Origin of the sequence: Nitrincola tibetensis (assembly GCF_003284585.1) — a bacterium.
GTDB classification, from domain to species: domain Bacteria; phylum Pseudomonadota; class Gammaproteobacteria; order Pseudomonadales; family Balneatricaceae; genus Nitrincola; species Nitrincola tibetensis.
Genome location: NZ_QKRX01000003.1, coordinates 430,627 through 446,591 on the forward strand (window position 1 = coordinate 430,627; position 15,965 = coordinate 446,591).

Consider the following 15,965-nt stretch of genomic DNA (forward strand, 5'->3'; position numbering starts at 1 on the left):
AACGACCATGAAAAAAGGTGTAATGCGTCCAGGACATGTACAAATTCGTGTATTGGATCTTGAGGAAGCTCGTAAGCACTATGTAGACCTCTTGGGTTTGATCGAGATGGATTCAGATGATCAAGGACGCGTCTATCTTAAAGCCTGGACAGAAGTGGATAAGTATTCGGTCATTCTAAGAGAGTCAGATGAGCCGGGGATGGATTTTATGGGTTTTAAATGCCTAAACGAATCCGTTCTCGACTCCCTAACTGAAGAAATCCGCGCATTAGGTATCACTGTAACCGAATTACCCTCCGGTGATTTGAAAGATTGCGGCCGTCGCATGCAGTTTGTGGCGCCGACGGGTCATACCTTTGAACTTTTTGCTACCAAAGAACAAACGGGCAAGTGGGGAATTAGCAGCGTTAATCCAGAAGCTTGGCCGCGTGGCTTAAAAGGAATGCAAGCAAACCGCTTCGATCACTGCTTACTGTACGGTGATGACCTTGAAGGAAACCTGACGCTATTCCGGGATGTACTGGGCTTTGATTTGGCTGAGCAAGTCGTTGACCCTGAACAGAATCGCGTTGCGCTGTTTTTAACCGCATCAATGAAAGCACACGACATAGCGTTTATTAAACATGCAGAAAAGAACAAGTTCCATCACGCCTCTTTTTATCTTGAAACTTGGCAGGATGTGCTCAAAGCCGCTGATCTTATTTCAATGACAGACACGTCAATTGATATTGGCCCAACCCGTCATGGCTTAACGCATGGTCAAACGATCTACTTCTTTGATCCATCGGGTAATCGCAATGAGGTTTTTGCTGGTGGCGATTATCACTACCCCGATCATGAGACGGTGACCTGGAAAGCGGAAGACCTTGGAAAAGCGATTTTCTACCATGATCGTCAATTGAACGAACGTTTCTTAACGGCGTTGACCTGATCCTAGTCTGTGCTAATGCCAAACGATTAGCACTTTTTTTAGTTTGTATGCGAGAAAGCACGATGAATGAATTTAAACATTTCATCAACGGAGCCTATGTGGGCTCCGCGAGTGGAAAAACCTTTGAAAACCGTTGTCCCGTGGATAACAGCCTGATTGGTTTGGTGCATGAAGCGGGCCTTGACGAGGTGGATCAAGCGGTGAGGGCCGCGAAAGCGGCGCTTAAAGGTCCTTGGGGTCAATTAAGCCAGGCTCAGAGAATAGAGCTATTGAACAGTGTGGCGGAACGCATTAATCAACGTTTTGATGAGTTTTTAGAGGCCGAATGTCGCGATACAGGTAAGCCCTATTCAATCGCCAGCCATATTGATATTCCGCGTGGTGCTGCAAACTTTAAAGCCTTTTCGGAAACCCTGGCGAACCATCCGACGGAGGCCTTTCGCTTAGATGCGCCTGATCACTTAGGCGCGATCAATCTTGGCCATCGGACACCTAAAGGGGTGATCGCCGTGATTTCGCCTTGGAACCTTCCGCTATTGTTAATGACCTGGAAGGTCGGGCCTGCATTGGCCTGTGGTAATACCGTGGTGGTAAAACCGTCCGAAGAAACACCTGCGACAACAACGCTGTTAGGAGAGGTGATGAATGAGTGCGGTGTTCCACCGGGCGTATTCAATGTTGTGCATGGGTTTGGACCCAACTCGGCAGGTGAGTTTTTAACGACCCATCCGTTGATAGATGCCATTACCTTTACGGGAGAGACTCGCACGGGTGAAGCGATTATGAAAGCGGCAGCCGTGGGTTTGCGCAACATATCCTTGGAGTGTGGCGGAAAGAATCCAGGAATCGTCTTTGCCGATTGTGATCTCGAAAAAGCGGTGGAAGGCACCATGCGTTCAGCCTTTGTGAACTGCGGTCAAGTCTGCTTAGGCACTGAGCGCGTCTACGTCGAACGTCCTGTCTATGACGCCTTCCTCAAGCGCATGAAAGAGCAGGTGGCCAAATTGAAACTCGGTCGTCCTGAGGATACTGCTGCCAACTTTGGTCCGCTGGTCAGCTTAGAACACCGCAACAAGGTGAAATACTACTATGACCTAGCCGTGGAAGAGGGCGCCACCGTTGAGATCGGTGGGGGTATTCCGGATATGGGCGAAGCGTTAAACGGCGGTGCATGGATTGAGCCCACGATCTGGACAGGTCTAGCCGATGATGCGCGTGTGATTCGTGAAGAGATCTTTGGCCCGTGCTGCCATATTCGTCCTTTCGATACGGAGGAAGAAGTCATTCAGCTAGCCAACGATACGGAGTACGGCTTGGCGGCCGCCATTTGGACTGAAAACTCCTCGCGTGCCATACGTGTCGCAGAGCAGATCGAAGCCGGTTTGGTGTGGGTGAACTCTTGGTTCCTGCGTGATTTACGAACCGCTTTTGGTGGTGCAAAACAGTCTGGTATCGGTCGTGAAGGTGGCGTGCATGGCTTGGAGTTTTACACCGAGCTGAAAAACATCTGTATCAAGTTGTGATGCATCTATCGAATGATGATAAGAACGCAAGGGTGACCACATCATGAGTAATCCCGAAATTGGTAAACTGATCGACGTTAAGGGTGTTCAAACCAATGTTCATGATACTGGTAAAGGCTTTCCGGTATTCATGATTCATGGTTCTGGCCCGGGTGCGACAGCCTGGGCGAATTGGCGCTTAGTTATGCCAGCCTTAAGTCAGCAATGTCGGGTAATTGCACCCGATATGTTGGGCTTTGGCTTCACCGAGCGTCCGAAAGATCAACAATACAACATGGATCGTTGGATACAGCATTGTATTGATCTACTCGACACCCTTGGCATCGAACAAACGGATCTTGTCGGTAACTCCTTTGGTGGAGCGTTAGCCTTGGCTTTAACCATTCGCCATCCACAACGTGTTCGTCGTTTGGTGCTGATGGGCAGTGTCGGAGTACCCTTTGAAATCACCTCGGCTTTAGATGAAGTCTGGGGCTATCAACCCTCTTTTGAAACCATGCGTCGGTTACTCGATTTGTTCGCCTACGACCGTTCATTGGTGAATGACGAGTTAGCTGAGTTGCGCTATCAGGCCAGTATTCGTCCGGGTTTTCAAGAATCCTTTGCCGCGATGTTTCCCGCGCCCAGACAGCGTTGGGTGGATGCGATGCTCAGTCAAGAAGAGGATATTCGTGCACTCAAGCAGGAAACACTGATTATCCATGGCCGTGAAGATCAAGTGATTCCCTTGCAAACCAGTTTAACCCTTGCGCAGTGGATTGATAACGCTCAGCTACATGTGTTTGGTCATTGTGGCCACTGGACACAGATAGAGCATTCGGCCCGTTTTACTCAATTAGTCTCCCACTTTCTTAGTGAATCATATCAACAACAGTCATAAATAAAGAGAAGCCTATGGACAAGCAACAGATTCAAGCCTGCGGTGATGAACTCTTTGAGGCGATGGTGCAGCGTAAAGCGTTGCGCCCTCTGACAGAACGCTTCAGTGAAATCACCCTCGATGATGCCTACAACATTTCCCTTCGTATGCTGGAGCGTCGTCTTGTGGCGGGTGAACGCATCATCGGTAAAAAGATCGGAGTGACCTCAAAAGCGGTACAGAACATGCTGAATGTGCATCAACCGGATTTTGGTTACCTGACCGATGCCATGGCCTTTAGCCAAGGCGAAGAGATGCCGATCTCCACGCGTCTAATGCAACCGCGTGCTGAAGGCGAAATCGCTTTTATCCTGAAAAAAGACCTGTTAGGCCCCGGTATCACCAATGCCGATGTCTTAGCGGCCACCGAATGCGTGATGCCTTGTTTTGAAGTGGTTGATTCCCGCATTGAGAACTGGCAGATCAAAATCCAAGACACCATCGCGGATAACGCCTCTTGCGGTCTGTTTGTTCTTGGTGATCGCGCCGTGGATCCACGCAAAGTCGATTTAGCCACCTGCGGTATGGTGGTGGAGAAGAACGGTTCCGTTATCAGCACTGGTGCTGGTGCGGCCGCCCTAGGAAGCCCGGTGAACTGTGTGACCTGGTTAGCCAATACCCTGGGCCACTTCGGGATTCCGCTCAAAGCCGGTGAAGTGATTCTTTCAGGTTCATTGGTGCCACTGGAGCCTGTTCAGGCAGGTGACTTTATGAGCCTGAGTATCGGTGGCATCGGCAAGGCTTCTGTGCGCTTTGTTTGATCGGAATGCTGTTGTATCGACTCGGTATTTTATTGACTCAGTGTCACGACTTAATTCAGGAATTTAACCATGAGTAAAAAACTCAAAGCGATCATTATCGGCCCCGGTAACATTGGTACTGACTTGCTGATGAAAATGCAGCGTTCAGAATGGATTGAGCCGGTGTGGATGGTCGGTATCGACCCGGAATCGGAAGGCTTAAAACGTGCCGCCTCTATGGGGATTAAAACCTGCGCAACCGGTGTAGACGGCGTCATACCTCACGTGATCGAAGACGATATCCGTGTTGCCTTTGATGCCACCTCCGCTTATGTGCATGCAGAAAACAGCCGCAAGCTGAATGCGCTGGGCGTGATCATGATCGATCTGACACCCGCCGCGATTGGCCCTTATTGCGTGCCACCAGTGAACCTCACTGATCATGCCAAGAATCTAGAGATGAACGTCAATATGGTCACTTGTGGTGGCCAAGCCACCATTCCGATGGTGGCCGCAGTCTCTCGTGTACAGCCCGTCGCCTATGGCGAAATAATCGCCACCGTATCCTCACGTTCAGTCGGCCCCGGTACGCGTCAGAATATCGATGAGTTCACCCGTACCACCGCCAGTGCTGTGGAAAAAGTGGGCGGTGCTAAACAGGGCAAAGCGATCATCATCATTAACCCGGCTGAACCGCCTTTGATGATGCGCGACACCATTCACTGCCTCACCGAGAGCGAACCGGATCAAGCCGCGATCACCGAATCGGTCCATGCGATGGTGAAGGATGTACAAAAATACGTACCCGGTTATCGCTTGGTCAATGGCCCTGTTTTTGATGGCAATCGCGTGTCTTGTTTTATGGAAGTGGAAGGCTTAGGTGACTTCCTACCTAAATACGCAGGCAACCTCGACATCATGACCGCGGCAGGCCTTCGCACGGCGGAGATGTTTGCTGAAGAAGCCGCCAATGGCGTGATTACATTACCGGCACGTGGCTAAGGGGAGAAATAACAATGAACTTACAAGGTAAACAGGTCACCCTTCACGACATGAGCTTGCGTGATGGGATGCATGCCAAACGTCATCAAATCAGCATTGAGAAGATGGTCGCAATCGCCAAAGGGATGGATGAAGCGGGGATGCCCTTAATCGAGGTCACTCACGGTGATGGTCTCGGCGGTGCGTCAGTCAACTACGGCTTCCCTGCCCACAGTGATGAGGAATACCTCAAGGCGGTCATCCCGCAGATGAAAAACGCCAAAATCTCGGCATTGCTATTACCCGGTATTGGCACCGTCGATCACTTAAAGATGGCGAGAGACTGCGGTGTCAGCACCATTCGTGTCGCCACCCACTGTACCGAAGCCGATGTATCCGAACAGCATATTGGCATGGCCGCCAACATGGGCATGGACACCGTGGGCTTCCTGATGATGGCGCACATGGTTGAACCGGAAAAGATCCTTGAACAAGCCAGATTGATGGTCGGTTACGGTGCGAACTGTATTTATGCGACCGACTCCGCCGGTTACATGCTGCCGGATGATGTGACCGCCAGAATTGGTCTCCTCAAAGCTGAACTGCCGTCCAATATCGAGATTGGCTTCCACGGTCACCATAACCTAGGCATGGGTATCGCCAACTCACTGGCAGCAATTGAAGCCGGTGCGACTCGTATCGATGGCTCGGTTGCAGGTCTTGGCGCTGGGGCAGGGAATACGCCCTTAGAAGTCTTCTGTGCCGTACTGGATCGCATGCAGGTCACCACCGGAATTGATCTCTATAAAATCATGGATGTGGCCGAAGATCTGGTGGTTCCGATGATGGATCAACCGATTCGTGTTGACCGTGATGCCCTGACACTGGGCTATGCCGGTGTGTATTCCTCCTTCCTGCTGTTTGCGCAACGTGCTGAGAAGAAATACGGCATTCAAGCCCGTGACATTCTGGTAGAACTGGGTCGTCGCGGTACCGTGGGTGGACAGGAAGATATGATCGAAGACCTTGCCCTCACCATGGCGAAACAGAAACAAGCCCAAGGAGCCAAGTAATGGGAAATCTAACACGCGCACAAATTGAAGAGCTGGCCACCTACTGTGAAGAGGCAGAACTGAAAGCCTACGAAATCACCAAGGTCACCGATAAATATCCCGAGATGACCTACGAAGATGCCTTTGATGTGCAGTGGGAAGTCAGACGTCGTAAAGAAGCCCGTGGCCATAAAATCGTGGGCATGAAAATGGGTCTGACCTCTTGGGCGAAGATGGCACAGATGGGGGTGGAACACCCGTGCTATGGCTACCTAGCCGATTACTTCAGTGTGCCGGAGGGCGGCGAGATCAAGATGGATGAATTGATCCATCCCAAGATCGAAGCGGAAATCGCCTTTGTCACCAAAGCGCCCTTAAAAGGCCCAGGTGTTCACATTGGTGATGTTATGCGCGCTACTGACTTTATCATTCCTGCCGTGGAAGTGATCGACTCACGCTACAAGGACTTTAAGTTCGATCTGAAAAGCGTGATTGCGGATAACTCCAGTTCGACCCGTTTTATCACCGGCGGTCGGATGGCCCGTTTGGAAGATGTGGATGTGACCACCTTAGGCGTGGTGATGGAGATTAACGGTGAAGTGGTGGCCACTGGTGCGGGTGCTGCCGTACTCGGACACCCTGCAGCCTCAGTGGCGATGCTGGCGAATATGCTGGGAGAGCGAGGTGAAGAGATCCCTGCGGGTACTTTCATTATGACCGGTGGTATCACCGCCGCTGTGACTGTAAATCGAGGTGATTCGATCAATATCCGTTATCAGGATTTGGGAACGATTAGTGCGAAGTTTGTTTGACCTGAATGCTGTATTCCAATAATAAAATTAATAAAGGAAATGCTATGAATAAATTTAAAGCCTGCGCCTTAGCTGCGTTACTACTGTCCCCCTTAGTCTCTCATGCTGGTCAATATGTGCCTGGCATTGAGGGGGTGAAATCAGCCGTTGTACCGCCACCGGGTGTCTACTATCGCGGTTACGCCGTTCATTATGACGCAGATAAAGCGGATGGTTTGCCGCCGAATAGCCGTGTGAAAGTGGATGCTTTAGCACACCGCTTTATTTGGGTCACTGAAACCGAAGTGCTCGGTGGTCAACTGGGTTTCGAGGCGATTTTACCTATGGTCAGAACGGATCTGGATATTGGTAACGGCATGGTACGTGACAAACAAACCGGACTCGGTGATCTCTTTGTCGGTTCCTTGATTGGCTGGCATGGTGATCGCTGGGATGCTGTCGCTGCTGCGGGTATTTGGAGTCCTACAGGTAAAAGTAGCCGCCCCGCTGATCCTGGGTTTGGTTATACCGAACTGATGCTGACCCTTGGTGGCACCTATTTCTTTAATGATGAAAAGGATCTCTCTTTCTCTGCTTTATCGCGTTATGAAATAGCCGATAAAAGCAGTGTTAACGACGAACTAGTCGTTGAATGGGGGTTAGGTAAACATCAAGGGTTGCTGGATTTGGGTCTTGTCGGTTATAGCCGTTGGGAGTTAGAAAGCGGTAAGTCTGAAGTCCATGCCGTCGGCGTGTCTGCGGGGTATTTCTGGCCACAGCTGATGATGGGGATAGATGCGGGTGTCTATCAAGAACACAGTGCTAAACAGGGCTTTGAAGGGACTAAGTTGAGAGTTGCACTAACGAAAGTGTTTTGATTATTTGGCGTGCATCGAAATGAGTCATCCGTGAAACAGATGGTTGGTCAAAATTGAAGCCTTTAAAGGAGAACGTTATGCCAATTGCGCAGCTTTACATTATGGAGGGACGTAGTGACGAGCAAAAAGAACGTTTGATTGCGTCGATCACGGAGTCAATCGCATCCTCTTTAGATACGCCCACCGACGCGGTTCGCGTCATTATCACTGAAATGCCAAAACAACATTTTGGTATTGCAGGAAAATCAGCCAAACAGCTAGGTCGATAAAGCACTTAGCATTTTTCAAACTGACAGACGTTAAGTAAGAACGACCTAACGTCTGTCACCGGGCATGCGCAGAGCCGTTAGTCTAGATACACTTAAACTACGAAATCAGCTATTCTCATGATCGATATAATAAAAACAAGGTATACCATGACTTATAGCAATTTAGTGTTTCCGGACATTAAGCATCTTGTTGAAAAACTTCATTTTAATCCTGAAGAAGGCAAAATTTGGTTAGCTGAACAACGGACTGTTTTGATGGGGTTGGGCGCACTTTCAAGCTTTCGAAAGGAAATCATTACAACCTTAGGTATGGAGCGTGCCAAGGGCTTTTTCATGCGGCTAGGGTATTATTCCGGTATGCGTGATGCTGAGCTGGCTAAAAAACTGAACCCTGATGCAGACCCAGATCAAGCCTTTCTAACCGGACCACAGCTTCACTGTCTTCGTGGAATGGTGAAAGTCATTCCTTTGGTACTTGAGTACGATCCCTCTCAAAAGCATTTCTACGCCGAGTTTGAATGGATTGATTCATTTGAAGTTGAAATATGCCGTATGGCATTAGGGCAGCTTGAAGAGCCAGCATGCTGGATGCTTTTAGGCTATGCATGTGCTTATTCGAGTTACTTTACAGGTCTGGATATACAGTTTCGTGAAGTTGAATGTCGTGGACAAGGAGATCAACACTGTCGAATTATTGGTAAAGTTGCATCAGAATGGCCCGATTATGAAGAGTTTAGTCATTTATTTCGTGAAGCCCCGTTAATTGATGAGCTTTACGAACTGCAATCACGCATAGCTGATCTAGAGCAGAGTCTTGGTTACCCAGAAAATCTACCAAAGGCGATAGGAGAAGCTCCACCCTTCACTAGCGCATTAGAGATGATAGATCGTGGTGCAAATGCTGAAGTGACTATGTTATTAATTGGTGAAACGGGCACAGGTAAAGAGGTTCTGGCACGGCGTGTTCATAGCATGAGTTCACGTAAAGATGGCCCTTTTGTTGCTGTTAATTGTGCCGCTATACCACCTGAGTTGATTGAGTCAGAGCTATTTGGCGTGGAAAAAGGTGCGTTTACGGGAGCGACTCAATCCCGTAAGGGACGATTTGAGAGAGCGCATGCTGGCACTATCTTTTTAGATGAAGTAGTTGAGCTGTCGCCCAGGGCCCAAGCGGCTCTGCTACGCGTGATTCAGGAAGGGGAGCTTGAGCGAGTTGGTGATGACCAAACTCGAAAAGTAGACGTTCGCATTGTTGCCGCTACAAATGAAGATCTAGCTAATGCTGTCAAAGCTGGGCGTTTTCGTGCGGATCTATTTTATCGTATTAATGCTTATATGGTTGTTATCCCGCCTTTACGTGAGCGCCAAAATGATATTGCACTCCTCGCTGAGCATTTTCGAAAGCGATATGAAAAACAGTATCGAAAAGTGACCTTAGGGTTCACAGACCGGGCCCTAGCTGCGCTACATGATCACAACTGGCCAGGGAATATTCGCGAGCTAGAGAACACAGTAGAGCGTGGAATTATTCTTACTGATGATAGTAGTTCGATTACAGAGCATAACTTGTTCAGTATGAGTTGGAACCAGAGTTCCCATGAGCATGACAAGGTTAGAAGAATCAATACATCATCAGGTCAACTCGAAAATCTTTCATCAGAAAGGGTGTTTATTGACTCTTTATCAGAACAAATCTTGGCACATCAGATTAGCATAGAAACTCTCGAAAAATCGTTAATTGAAAGAGCGATGAATAGGTCTGAAGGCAATATTGCGGCAGCTGCTCGATTACTTGGGTTAAGTCGTCCAGCGCTAGCCTATCGAATAAAACGTAGTCAAAATTAATGCGATAAATACCTATGTTACTCATTTAAGATCAAATGTTGATTGATTTAAGTTTCCTTTATCAGATAATGCTTAAGTTACCCATCAGCGAAGTGAAAACCTATGATCAATATAAAGCGCTCTCTTAGTCTTTTAATCCTATCAGCCTTGATCTTAATGTTGGTCTCCTCCGGCTCAACCTTTGTGTTGATGAATAAAAGTGCACAAACGTTAGTCGAGCATATTAATACCGATGTTGATGTAGAAAGGCATTTATCCAAGCTTTTATCTGAGTCCTTAGGCTTACGCCTTGCGGTGCTTGCTAAAATTACGAATCCGAGTAATGAGCAGCCTAATCGAAGCTATGAGAGAGCTGAACAAGAAATGGCCGTTGCGATTGCAGATATTCAACGGATGAACATCGAGAAGTTGGATCAATTGCTGGTTTTGCACTCCACTTGGCTGAGGCTATCACAGCAGATGATGCAAGATGCATCACAAGCACGAACCGAGCAGGCATTGGCGACGATTTCGACAGAGGCACCCATTTGGCAAGCTTTTCGAGTGCCCTTACTTGAGGAGTTAGCCTTGAGCAGTGAGCAGGCCAGTACAGCCTATCAGATAGCCAATCAGCGCCGGAATCAAGCAGTAACCTCAACGCTACTGCTGATGGCATTTGCTTTAGCTCTAATGACCTTTATCAGTCTTGTGTTTTACCGTCGTATGAATTTGGCCCTAGGCGGTGATGTTAATTACGCAGTAAAGGTGACGCATGCCATTGCTGAAGGAGATTTGTCTCTTAAGGTTGAGGTTGCATCGGGAGCCGACAAAAGTTTACTGGCTGAGTTGAGTAGAATGCAAAGGGGGTTGCAAACCTTAGTCGCATTGGTCAAGCGAAATGCAGAGGATGTCAGTCAAGAAGCTCAAAGTGTTCATAGTAAAACGGACGAGTGTCTTCGTTTAACCCAGCTCCAAGCACAGAGTACCGATACTGTTGCCTCAGCGATGACAGAAATGACGGCCAGCGCGCACGAAGTTTCAAGTAATGTGGCACAAACAGCACAAGCAGCGCGTACTGCTGAAGAGAAAGCGGTGAATAGCCAACAGCAGCTGACAACAACGCTTACGACCCTAGATTTGTTGAATCATAATATTCAAGATACCTCACAGGTTATGAACGATCTGCAAGCCCGTACAGAGGGAATCAATCAAATTATTGATGTGATTCGCAATATTGCCGAACAAACCAATCTGCTTGCTCTAAATGCGGCGATCGAAGCTGCACGAGCGGGTGATCAAGGTCGAGGTTTTGCAGTGGTGGCTGATGAGGTTAGAACTTTAGCGACACGATCAGCGCAAAGTACCGAAAAAATCAGTGAAGTGATCGGTGCTTTAATTGCAGAATCACGTCGTGCACACCAAGCGATGGAAAAGAGTCGTGAGCAAACATTAGAGACAGTCACTCTAGCCAACGTGACGCTATCTGAGTTAAATGAAATGATGAAAGCGATTGAACAGATTGCTGACATGAGCACTCAGATAGCAAGTGCTGCCGAGCAGCAGTCCATGACGGCAGACGATATTAATCGCAATATGATCAAGATTAATGAAATGTCTGAGGCTAGTCGGCAGGCCTTTAATGAAACGTTCAGTTCGACAGAACGTCTTAGTTATGCGTCAAAAATACTCGGGAAGGAGGTTGAGAAGTTTAAAGTTCGATAATACTACATCGCTAAAAAGTGATGCTCTTAGCGATATCAAAAAAAGACTGCACCAACGGAGAGTTCTGATCATCATCGCGTCTTCCTAGGTGAATATGTTTGTAAATGCCCTCTTGCCCTAAACGAAGGGGGCGAATAGGCAAAGTGTCAGCCGTTTGCTCCACTAGCCAGCGTGGTAAGGCTGTTACGCCGCGGTTTGATGCAACCATCTGCAGCAAAATTTCAGTTGCTTCTAAGGTTTTGTGCTTTTTAGGACGACAATTAGCAGGTAATAAAAACTGCTGAAAAATATCCAATCGATCCACATCAACCGGATAGGTCAATAAGACCTCATTGACGAGCGCTTGTGGCTCAACATGGTTAAGACTATGTAGTGGATGTGTTGCCCCGACCACGAGAACCAATTCATACGAAAATACAGGTTCGAAGGTAACACCGGGTCTGTGTAAAGGGTCTGGGGTGACTAAAAGATCGATATCATGATTAAAAAGAGCGGCCATACCGCCAAATTGAAAGCTTTGCTTAACATCAAGATCCACATTGGGAAATTGGCTTAGAAAAGGGCTAACGACTTTAAGCAGCCACTGATAGCAAGGATGGCATTCCATACCAATGTTTAGGCTGCCTTGCTCATGCTGGGCAAACTGAAGCAGTGTTTCATCAATGCGCTCGAGTTGTGGCAGCACTCGTTTTGCTTCTTTTAATAAGTAATGACCGGCCTGAGTTAACCGAACACCGCGACCATCTTTCACCCAAAGAGGCCCTCCAATCATGGATTCTAACTTTTTGACGGTATGACTGAGTGCGGATTGCGTGAGATTCAAGGCATCCGCTGCAGCTGTGACGGAGCCTTTGCGCTCTAGCTCGCGAAGAATACGAAGATGAGTACGTTCAATCATAATTAATTACTATAAATAATAGGTTTTTTAAAAACTATCATTTTTATTCATGGGTATCAATCGTTAGAATTTCCCTCATCAACCTCATAACACAAATGTGAGTAATGAAAAGATTAACTAAATGCATAAAAAATCAATCTCTATTTATTGATAATAAAAGTGATAATAATTACTATCTATGTATTGGTTAATTAATAATGGAGCCATCTGATGAAACGTCTCGTACTAACCAGTTTGTTGTTATGTCTGCCTGCCTTTGCTTTTGCGTCAACCTGTGAGTTGAGCATTGATAGTACAGATCAAATGAGATTTACTGAAACCGAGCTTCGTGTTCCGGCCGGGTGTGAAACCGTTAATCTCACGTTGACTCATTCGGGTAATTTAGCAAAAACAGTAATGGGTCATAATTGGGTATTGGTTGAATCTGATCAGCTTAGTGCCGTTGCAACCGCTGCTATGGCGGCGGGTGCGGCGAATAATTATTTGCCTGAAGGCGATGATCGAATTCTTGCAGCAACGGATCTGATCGGTGGCGGGGAAAGCACCAGTATCGAGTTTTCAGTGGCTGATTTGAAAGGAAAAGACCTTACCTTCTTCTGCTCCTTTCCGGGGCATTCTGCTCTGATGAAAGGGGCGTTTATTTTAGAGTAAGTGCCTCGTTTGAATTTACTCGATGACGTGAGTAAAGATGCTGAATTGATTCTTGCCAGATAGCTTTGCTTCATACATAGCTTGATCGGCTTGTTTTAATAAATCTTCGGAGTCGAGTGTTTTTTCCTGCGGGTAAAAAGTGATACCTAAGCTGGCAGAAACATTAAAGCGCTTGTCTTTATACGTGTGCGTGGTCGTGCATGCTTGAAGCAGGCGCTTGGCTGTTCTTTTACACGCACCTTGATCGCTAAGATCCGTGAAGATCGCAACAAATTCATCACCACCAATCCTTGCTAATGTATCGCCTTCACGCAGTGACAAACTCATTTGCTTGGCTACGAATCGCAGTAAACTATCGCCTGCGTCATGCCCGTATTCATCATTGATTCTTTTGAAGCCATCCAAATCTATAAATACAACAGCCAGTTTACGATTATGGCGATGAGTGTTAAGAATAGCTTGTTTCAAGCGGTCTAAGAGTAAGGAGCGATTGGGTAGGTTTGTTAAAAGGTCAAAATGCGCCATTTTTTGCAGACGAGATTCCTGCTGTTTTTGAAGACTAATATCAGTAAACAATGAAACGTAATGAACAATGGCATGGTTTTCGTCTCGAACAGCTGTAATGGTAAGGTGTTCTATAAATACTTCGCCATTTTTTCGCCTATTCCATACTTCTCCATTCCAATTTCCGTCTTTTTGAATTGCGCTCCATAGTTCAGCATAAAATTGTGCATCTTGATGCCCAGACTTAAGTAATCTGGGCGTTTGTCCAATCACCTCTGATCGTTCATAGCCAGTAATTGTGCAAAAAGCATCGTTAACCTCCAGAATCAACCCATTCGGGTCACAGATCATAATACCTTCGTTAGCATGGCTAAATACGCTTGCAAGCTGACTTAGTTTGATGTTTTGCTCACGCAGTAATGCGAGATGTTGTTGTCGTTCAGTGATATCCTCCATTACTCCGACGAAATGCGTGAGCTCTTGATTGTCATTATTCACAGCAGAAATTCGAGTCGCTACGATAATTGGACGGCCTGAGATGGTTTTATTAATTAACTCGCCTTCCCAATCTAAGCCTTGCTCCAAATGTTTGTTTAGTTGATTGAGCACATCGGGAGACGTTAAACCACTGGCTAAACAATTAGGATTTTTCCCGATGAGCTGGTCAGATAAGAATCCAAATAAGCGTTCAACAGCAGAGTTTACATACACAATTTTGCGGTATTTATCAGTAACGATTACGGCTGCGGTTGAATGTTCGACAGCACTAAAGAGAAGTTTCTTTTGTTCTTGAATAACAGAGCGCCGGAGTACTTGGATAAAAAGTCCAGTAAAAGAACCTAAAATGAGCAGCAGGAAAGCAACCAGCATCATCAACTGATTCTTGTTTTTTGACCGCCAGTTGTAAAGGATATTCAGTTTTGATTGTGTTACTGAAATTATGACAGGATAACGCAATGAAAGACTTAAGGCGTGAGTCAGGTGCTCAGATGTTAGCAGCTGAAGCTTAAGGCCTGACTCAATTAAGTAGGATGCGTCAGGTAAAATAGTGTGTTTAGGTAATGTTGAAATTAAGCGCTCATTATCATAGCTGATTAAACTTAAATCGAAATGAGCACTATTTTCTCCTTCGTTCTGATCAAATAACTCAGTGAAATAATCAGGATTGAGCGCGACGAGTATCCAATAGGTTTCACCCTTATCCTCTTTAAACCATAAAGGTAGACCAGTAAGTAATATTGAATGGTTAGAGTTGATTGCAACCTGATCGTAAGCGATCATTCTAAGACGTCATTGACATAACAATAATAGTCACGAGCAATGCCTAACATCACCAGCCAGCTCAATATTTAGGACTTTTTCCTATATACACTCAAGTCACTAGGCGATAAAGTTATATCAGACAGAGGGGCAATGGATAGCCGCAACTCTCAAGGCGAGAGCCTCTGTCTTCCTTCAGGATAGGACGAGTGCTGCAGGGATGCAGCGGAACCATCAACCTTACTGGGGCTTCATCTCTCGAGAAAGATCCGACCGCAACGGCTGATCTGCAAACTGCTCTTTCCAAACTCTTGGCGTTAACTCCAACACTCGGCTCGCCGGATGCTCATTAACCCGCAACAGCACGTCTGTCAGATAGGTATAAGGATCGATATCATGCAGTTTACAGGTACTGATCAGGCTCTGGATAATACCCACATGTTCAGCACCTAGTTCAGTCCAGCAGAATAGCCACGCCTTTCGACCCATCGGGATTGGACGCAGAGTTCGCTCCAGGTGATTGGTATCCAAGGGTACGTCTGGATCTTCTAAAAACACCCGTAATGCTGTCTTTCGTTTTAGCACATAATGAACTGCTCGCAACAATGGACTCTTCGGCGTTAAATCGTTACGAAGCAACTGTTGCTCGCACCACTCATAGAATGCATCCACCTGCGGCTTGCTGTGCTCAAGTCGATATAACTGTTTTTTCTCACCACTCAATTTCTGTGTTCGGATCTCGTCTTCGACTTGGTACAGCAGTGCAATATAATCCAGCGCCTGACGTACGGCTGCAGGCTCTTCTTGTTCGGCTTCAATAAACTGTCGCCGACTGTGCACCCAACACTGAGCCTGAATAACTCCCTCATTCTTTGCCGCATATGAAGCATAAGCAGAATAACCATCACTAATGAGCGTGCCATTGAACTGATGTTTCAGTATGTTTTCGATATGCTGTCGTCCTCGACTGGACGAGAAGGTAAACACGACCTCATCCTGATCACCATAGAGTGGCCAGAACC

15 protein-coding genes are annotated in these 15,965 nt (G+C 47.0%); 12 read left to right on the forward strand and 3 right to left on the reverse strand.

Going from position 1 to position 15,965, the window contains the following annotated elements; genetic code table 11:
• The first annotated feature begins 7 nt into the window (after positions 1-7).
• The 11 genes from DN062_RS06330 to DN062_RS06380 all read left to right on the forward strand — a co-directional run bounded on the left by DN062_RS06330 (position 8) and on the right by DN062_RS06380 (position 11,630).
• Positions 8-931 (forward strand): catechol 2,3-dioxygenase, encoded by a 924-nt coding sequence (locus DN062_RS06330; RefSeq protein ID WP_112158471.1) that lies wholly within the window; start codon positions 8-10, stop codon positions 929-931.
• 62 nt (positions 932-993) lie between these two features.
• Positions 994-2,454, forward strand: coding sequence for a 2-hydroxymuconic semialdehyde dehydrogenase (locus DN062_RS06335; RefSeq protein ID WP_112158472.1), 1,461 nt, complete (start codon positions 994-996; stop codon positions 2,452-2,454).
• Between the two features lie 43 nt (positions 2,455-2,497).
• Entirely contained in the window at positions 2,498-3,334 is an 837-nt protein-coding gene (locus DN062_RS06340; protein WP_112158473.1) for an alpha/beta fold hydrolase, read from the forward strand.
• Between the two features lie 14 nt (positions 3,335-3,348).
• Complete coding sequence (gene dmpE / locus DN062_RS06345; protein ID WP_112158474.1) at positions 3,349-4,134, forward strand: 2-oxopent-4-enoate hydratase; 786 nt, start codon at positions 3,349-3,351, stop codon at positions 4,132-4,134.
• A gap of 69 nt (positions 4,135-4,203) precedes the next feature.
• Positions 4,204-5,115, forward strand: a complete 912-nt coding sequence (locus DN062_RS06350; protein WP_112158475.1) for an acetaldehyde dehydrogenase (acetylating) — start codon at positions 4,204-4,206, stop codon at positions 5,113-5,115.
• 14 nt (positions 5,116-5,129) lie between these two features.
• Positions 5,130-6,167 (forward strand): 4-hydroxy-2-oxovalerate aldolase, encoded by a 1,038-nt coding sequence (dmpG, locus tag DN062_RS06355; protein WP_112158476.1) that lies wholly within the window; start codon positions 5,130-5,132, stop codon positions 6,165-6,167.
• The gene (dmpH, locus tag DN062_RS06360; RefSeq protein ID WP_112158477.1) at positions 6,167-6,958 is read left to right on the forward strand and encodes a 2-oxo-3-hexenedioate decarboxylase; all 792 of its coding nucleotides are present in this window, start codon (positions 6,167-6,169) and stop codon (positions 6,956-6,958) included. Before dmpG ends, dmpH begins: the two co-directional genes overlap by 1 nt.
• Positions 6,959-7,002: 44 nt before the next feature.
• Positions 7,003-7,815, forward strand: coding sequence for a SphA family protein (locus tag DN062_RS06365; protein ID WP_162301258.1), 813 nt, complete (start codon positions 7,003-7,005; stop codon positions 7,813-7,815).
• A gap of 77 nt (positions 7,816-7,892) precedes the next feature.
• Positions 7,893-8,084 (forward strand): 2-hydroxymuconate tautomerase, encoded by a 192-nt coding sequence (locus DN062_RS06370; protein WP_112158479.1) that lies wholly within the window; start codon positions 7,893-7,895, stop codon positions 8,082-8,084.
• Positions 8,085-8,231: 147 nt separating this feature from the next.
• Complete coding sequence (locus DN062_RS06375; RefSeq protein WP_112158480.1) at positions 8,232-9,929, forward strand: sigma-54-dependent Fis family transcriptional regulator; 1,698 nt, start codon at positions 8,232-8,234, stop codon at positions 9,927-9,929.
• 102 nt (positions 9,930-10,031) lie between these two features.
• Positions 10,032-11,630 carry a methyl-accepting chemotaxis protein gene (locus DN062_RS06380; RefSeq protein WP_112158481.1) on the forward strand — a complete coding sequence of 533 codons (1,599 nt, stop codon included), beginning with the start codon at positions 10,032-10,034 and terminating at the stop codon, positions 11,628-11,630.
• Positions 11,631-11,640: 10 nt separating this feature from the next.
• Here the strand turns inward: DN062_RS06380 and DN062_RS06385 are convergent, their stop codons facing one another.
• The gene (locus tag DN062_RS06385) at positions 11,641-12,528 is read right to left on the reverse strand and encodes a LysR family transcriptional regulator (protein ID WP_112158482.1); all 888 of its coding nucleotides are present in this window, start codon (positions 12,526-12,528) and stop codon (positions 11,641-11,643) included.
• 210 nt (positions 12,529-12,738) lie between these two features.
• On the opposite strand from DN062_RS06385, the gene azu reads away from it, so the two are divergent.
• Positions 12,739-13,179 carry an azurin gene (gene azu, locus DN062_RS06390; protein WP_112158483.1) on the forward strand — a complete coding sequence of 147 codons (441 nt, stop codon included), beginning with the start codon at positions 12,739-12,741 and terminating at the stop codon, positions 13,177-13,179.
• 15 nt (positions 13,180-13,194) lie between these two features.
• Here the strand turns inward: azu and DN062_RS06395 are convergent, their stop codons facing one another.
• Both DN062_RS06395 and tnpC read right to left on the reverse strand, forming a co-directional pair.
• Positions 13,195-14,964: a diguanylate cyclase domain-containing protein gene (locus DN062_RS06395; RefSeq protein ID WP_112158484.1), complete on the reverse strand. Its 1,770-nt coding sequence runs from the start codon at positions 14,962-14,964 to the stop codon at positions 13,195-13,197.
• A gap of 219 nt (positions 14,965-15,183) precedes the next feature.
• Positions 15,184-15,965 (reverse strand): IS66 family transposase (gene tnpC, locus DN062_RS06400; RefSeq protein WP_112158485.1); only part of this gene is annotated, 782 nt, incomplete at its 5' end.

Coding starts and splice junctions, on each gene's coding strand:
- DN062_RS06330 (WP_112158471.1), top strand. CDS start 8: ATGAAAAAAGGTGTAATGCGTCCAGGACATGTACAAATTCGTGTATTG.
- DN062_RS06335 (WP_112158472.1), top strand. CDS start 994: ATGAATGAATTTAAACATTTCATCAACGGAGCCTATGTGGGCTCCGCG.
- DN062_RS06340 (WP_112158473.1), top strand. CDS start 2,498: ATGAGTAATCCCGAAATTGGTAAACTGATCGACGTTAAGGGTGTTCAA.
- dmpE (WP_112158474.1), top strand. CDS start 3,349: ATGGACAAGCAACAGATTCAAGCCTGCGGTGATGAACTCTTTGAGGCG.
- DN062_RS06350 (WP_112158475.1), top strand. CDS start 4,204: ATGAGTAAAAAACTCAAAGCGATCATTATCGGCCCCGGTAACATTGGT.
- dmpG (WP_112158476.1), top strand. CDS start 5,130: ATGAACTTACAAGGTAAACAGGTCACCCTTCACGACATGAGCTTGCGT.
- dmpH (WP_112158477.1), top strand. CDS start 6,167: ATGGGAAATCTAACACGCGCACAAATTGAAGAGCTGGCCACCTACTGT.
- DN062_RS06365 (WP_162301258.1), top strand. CDS start 7,003: ATGAATAAATTTAAAGCCTGCGCCTTAGCTGCGTTACTACTGTCCCCC.
- DN062_RS06370 (WP_112158479.1), top strand. CDS start 7,893: ATGCCAATTGCGCAGCTTTACATTATGGAGGGACGTAGTGACGAGCAA.
- DN062_RS06375 (WP_112158480.1), top strand. CDS start 8,232: ATGACTTATAGCAATTTAGTGTTTCCGGACATTAAGCATCTTGTTGAA.
- DN062_RS06380 (WP_112158481.1), top strand. CDS start 10,032: ATGATCAATATAAAGCGCTCTCTTAGTCTTTTAATCCTATCAGCCTTG.
- DN062_RS06385 (WP_112158482.1), bottom strand. CDS start 12,528: ATGATTGAACGTACTCATCTTCGTATTCTTCGCGAGCTAGAGCGCAAA.
- azu (WP_112158483.1), top strand. CDS start 12,739: ATGAAACGTCTCGTACTAACCAGTTTGTTGTTATGTCTGCCTGCCTTT.
- DN062_RS06395 (WP_112158484.1), bottom strand. CDS start 14,964: ATGATCGCTTACGATCAGGTTGCAATCAACTCTAACCATTCAATATTA.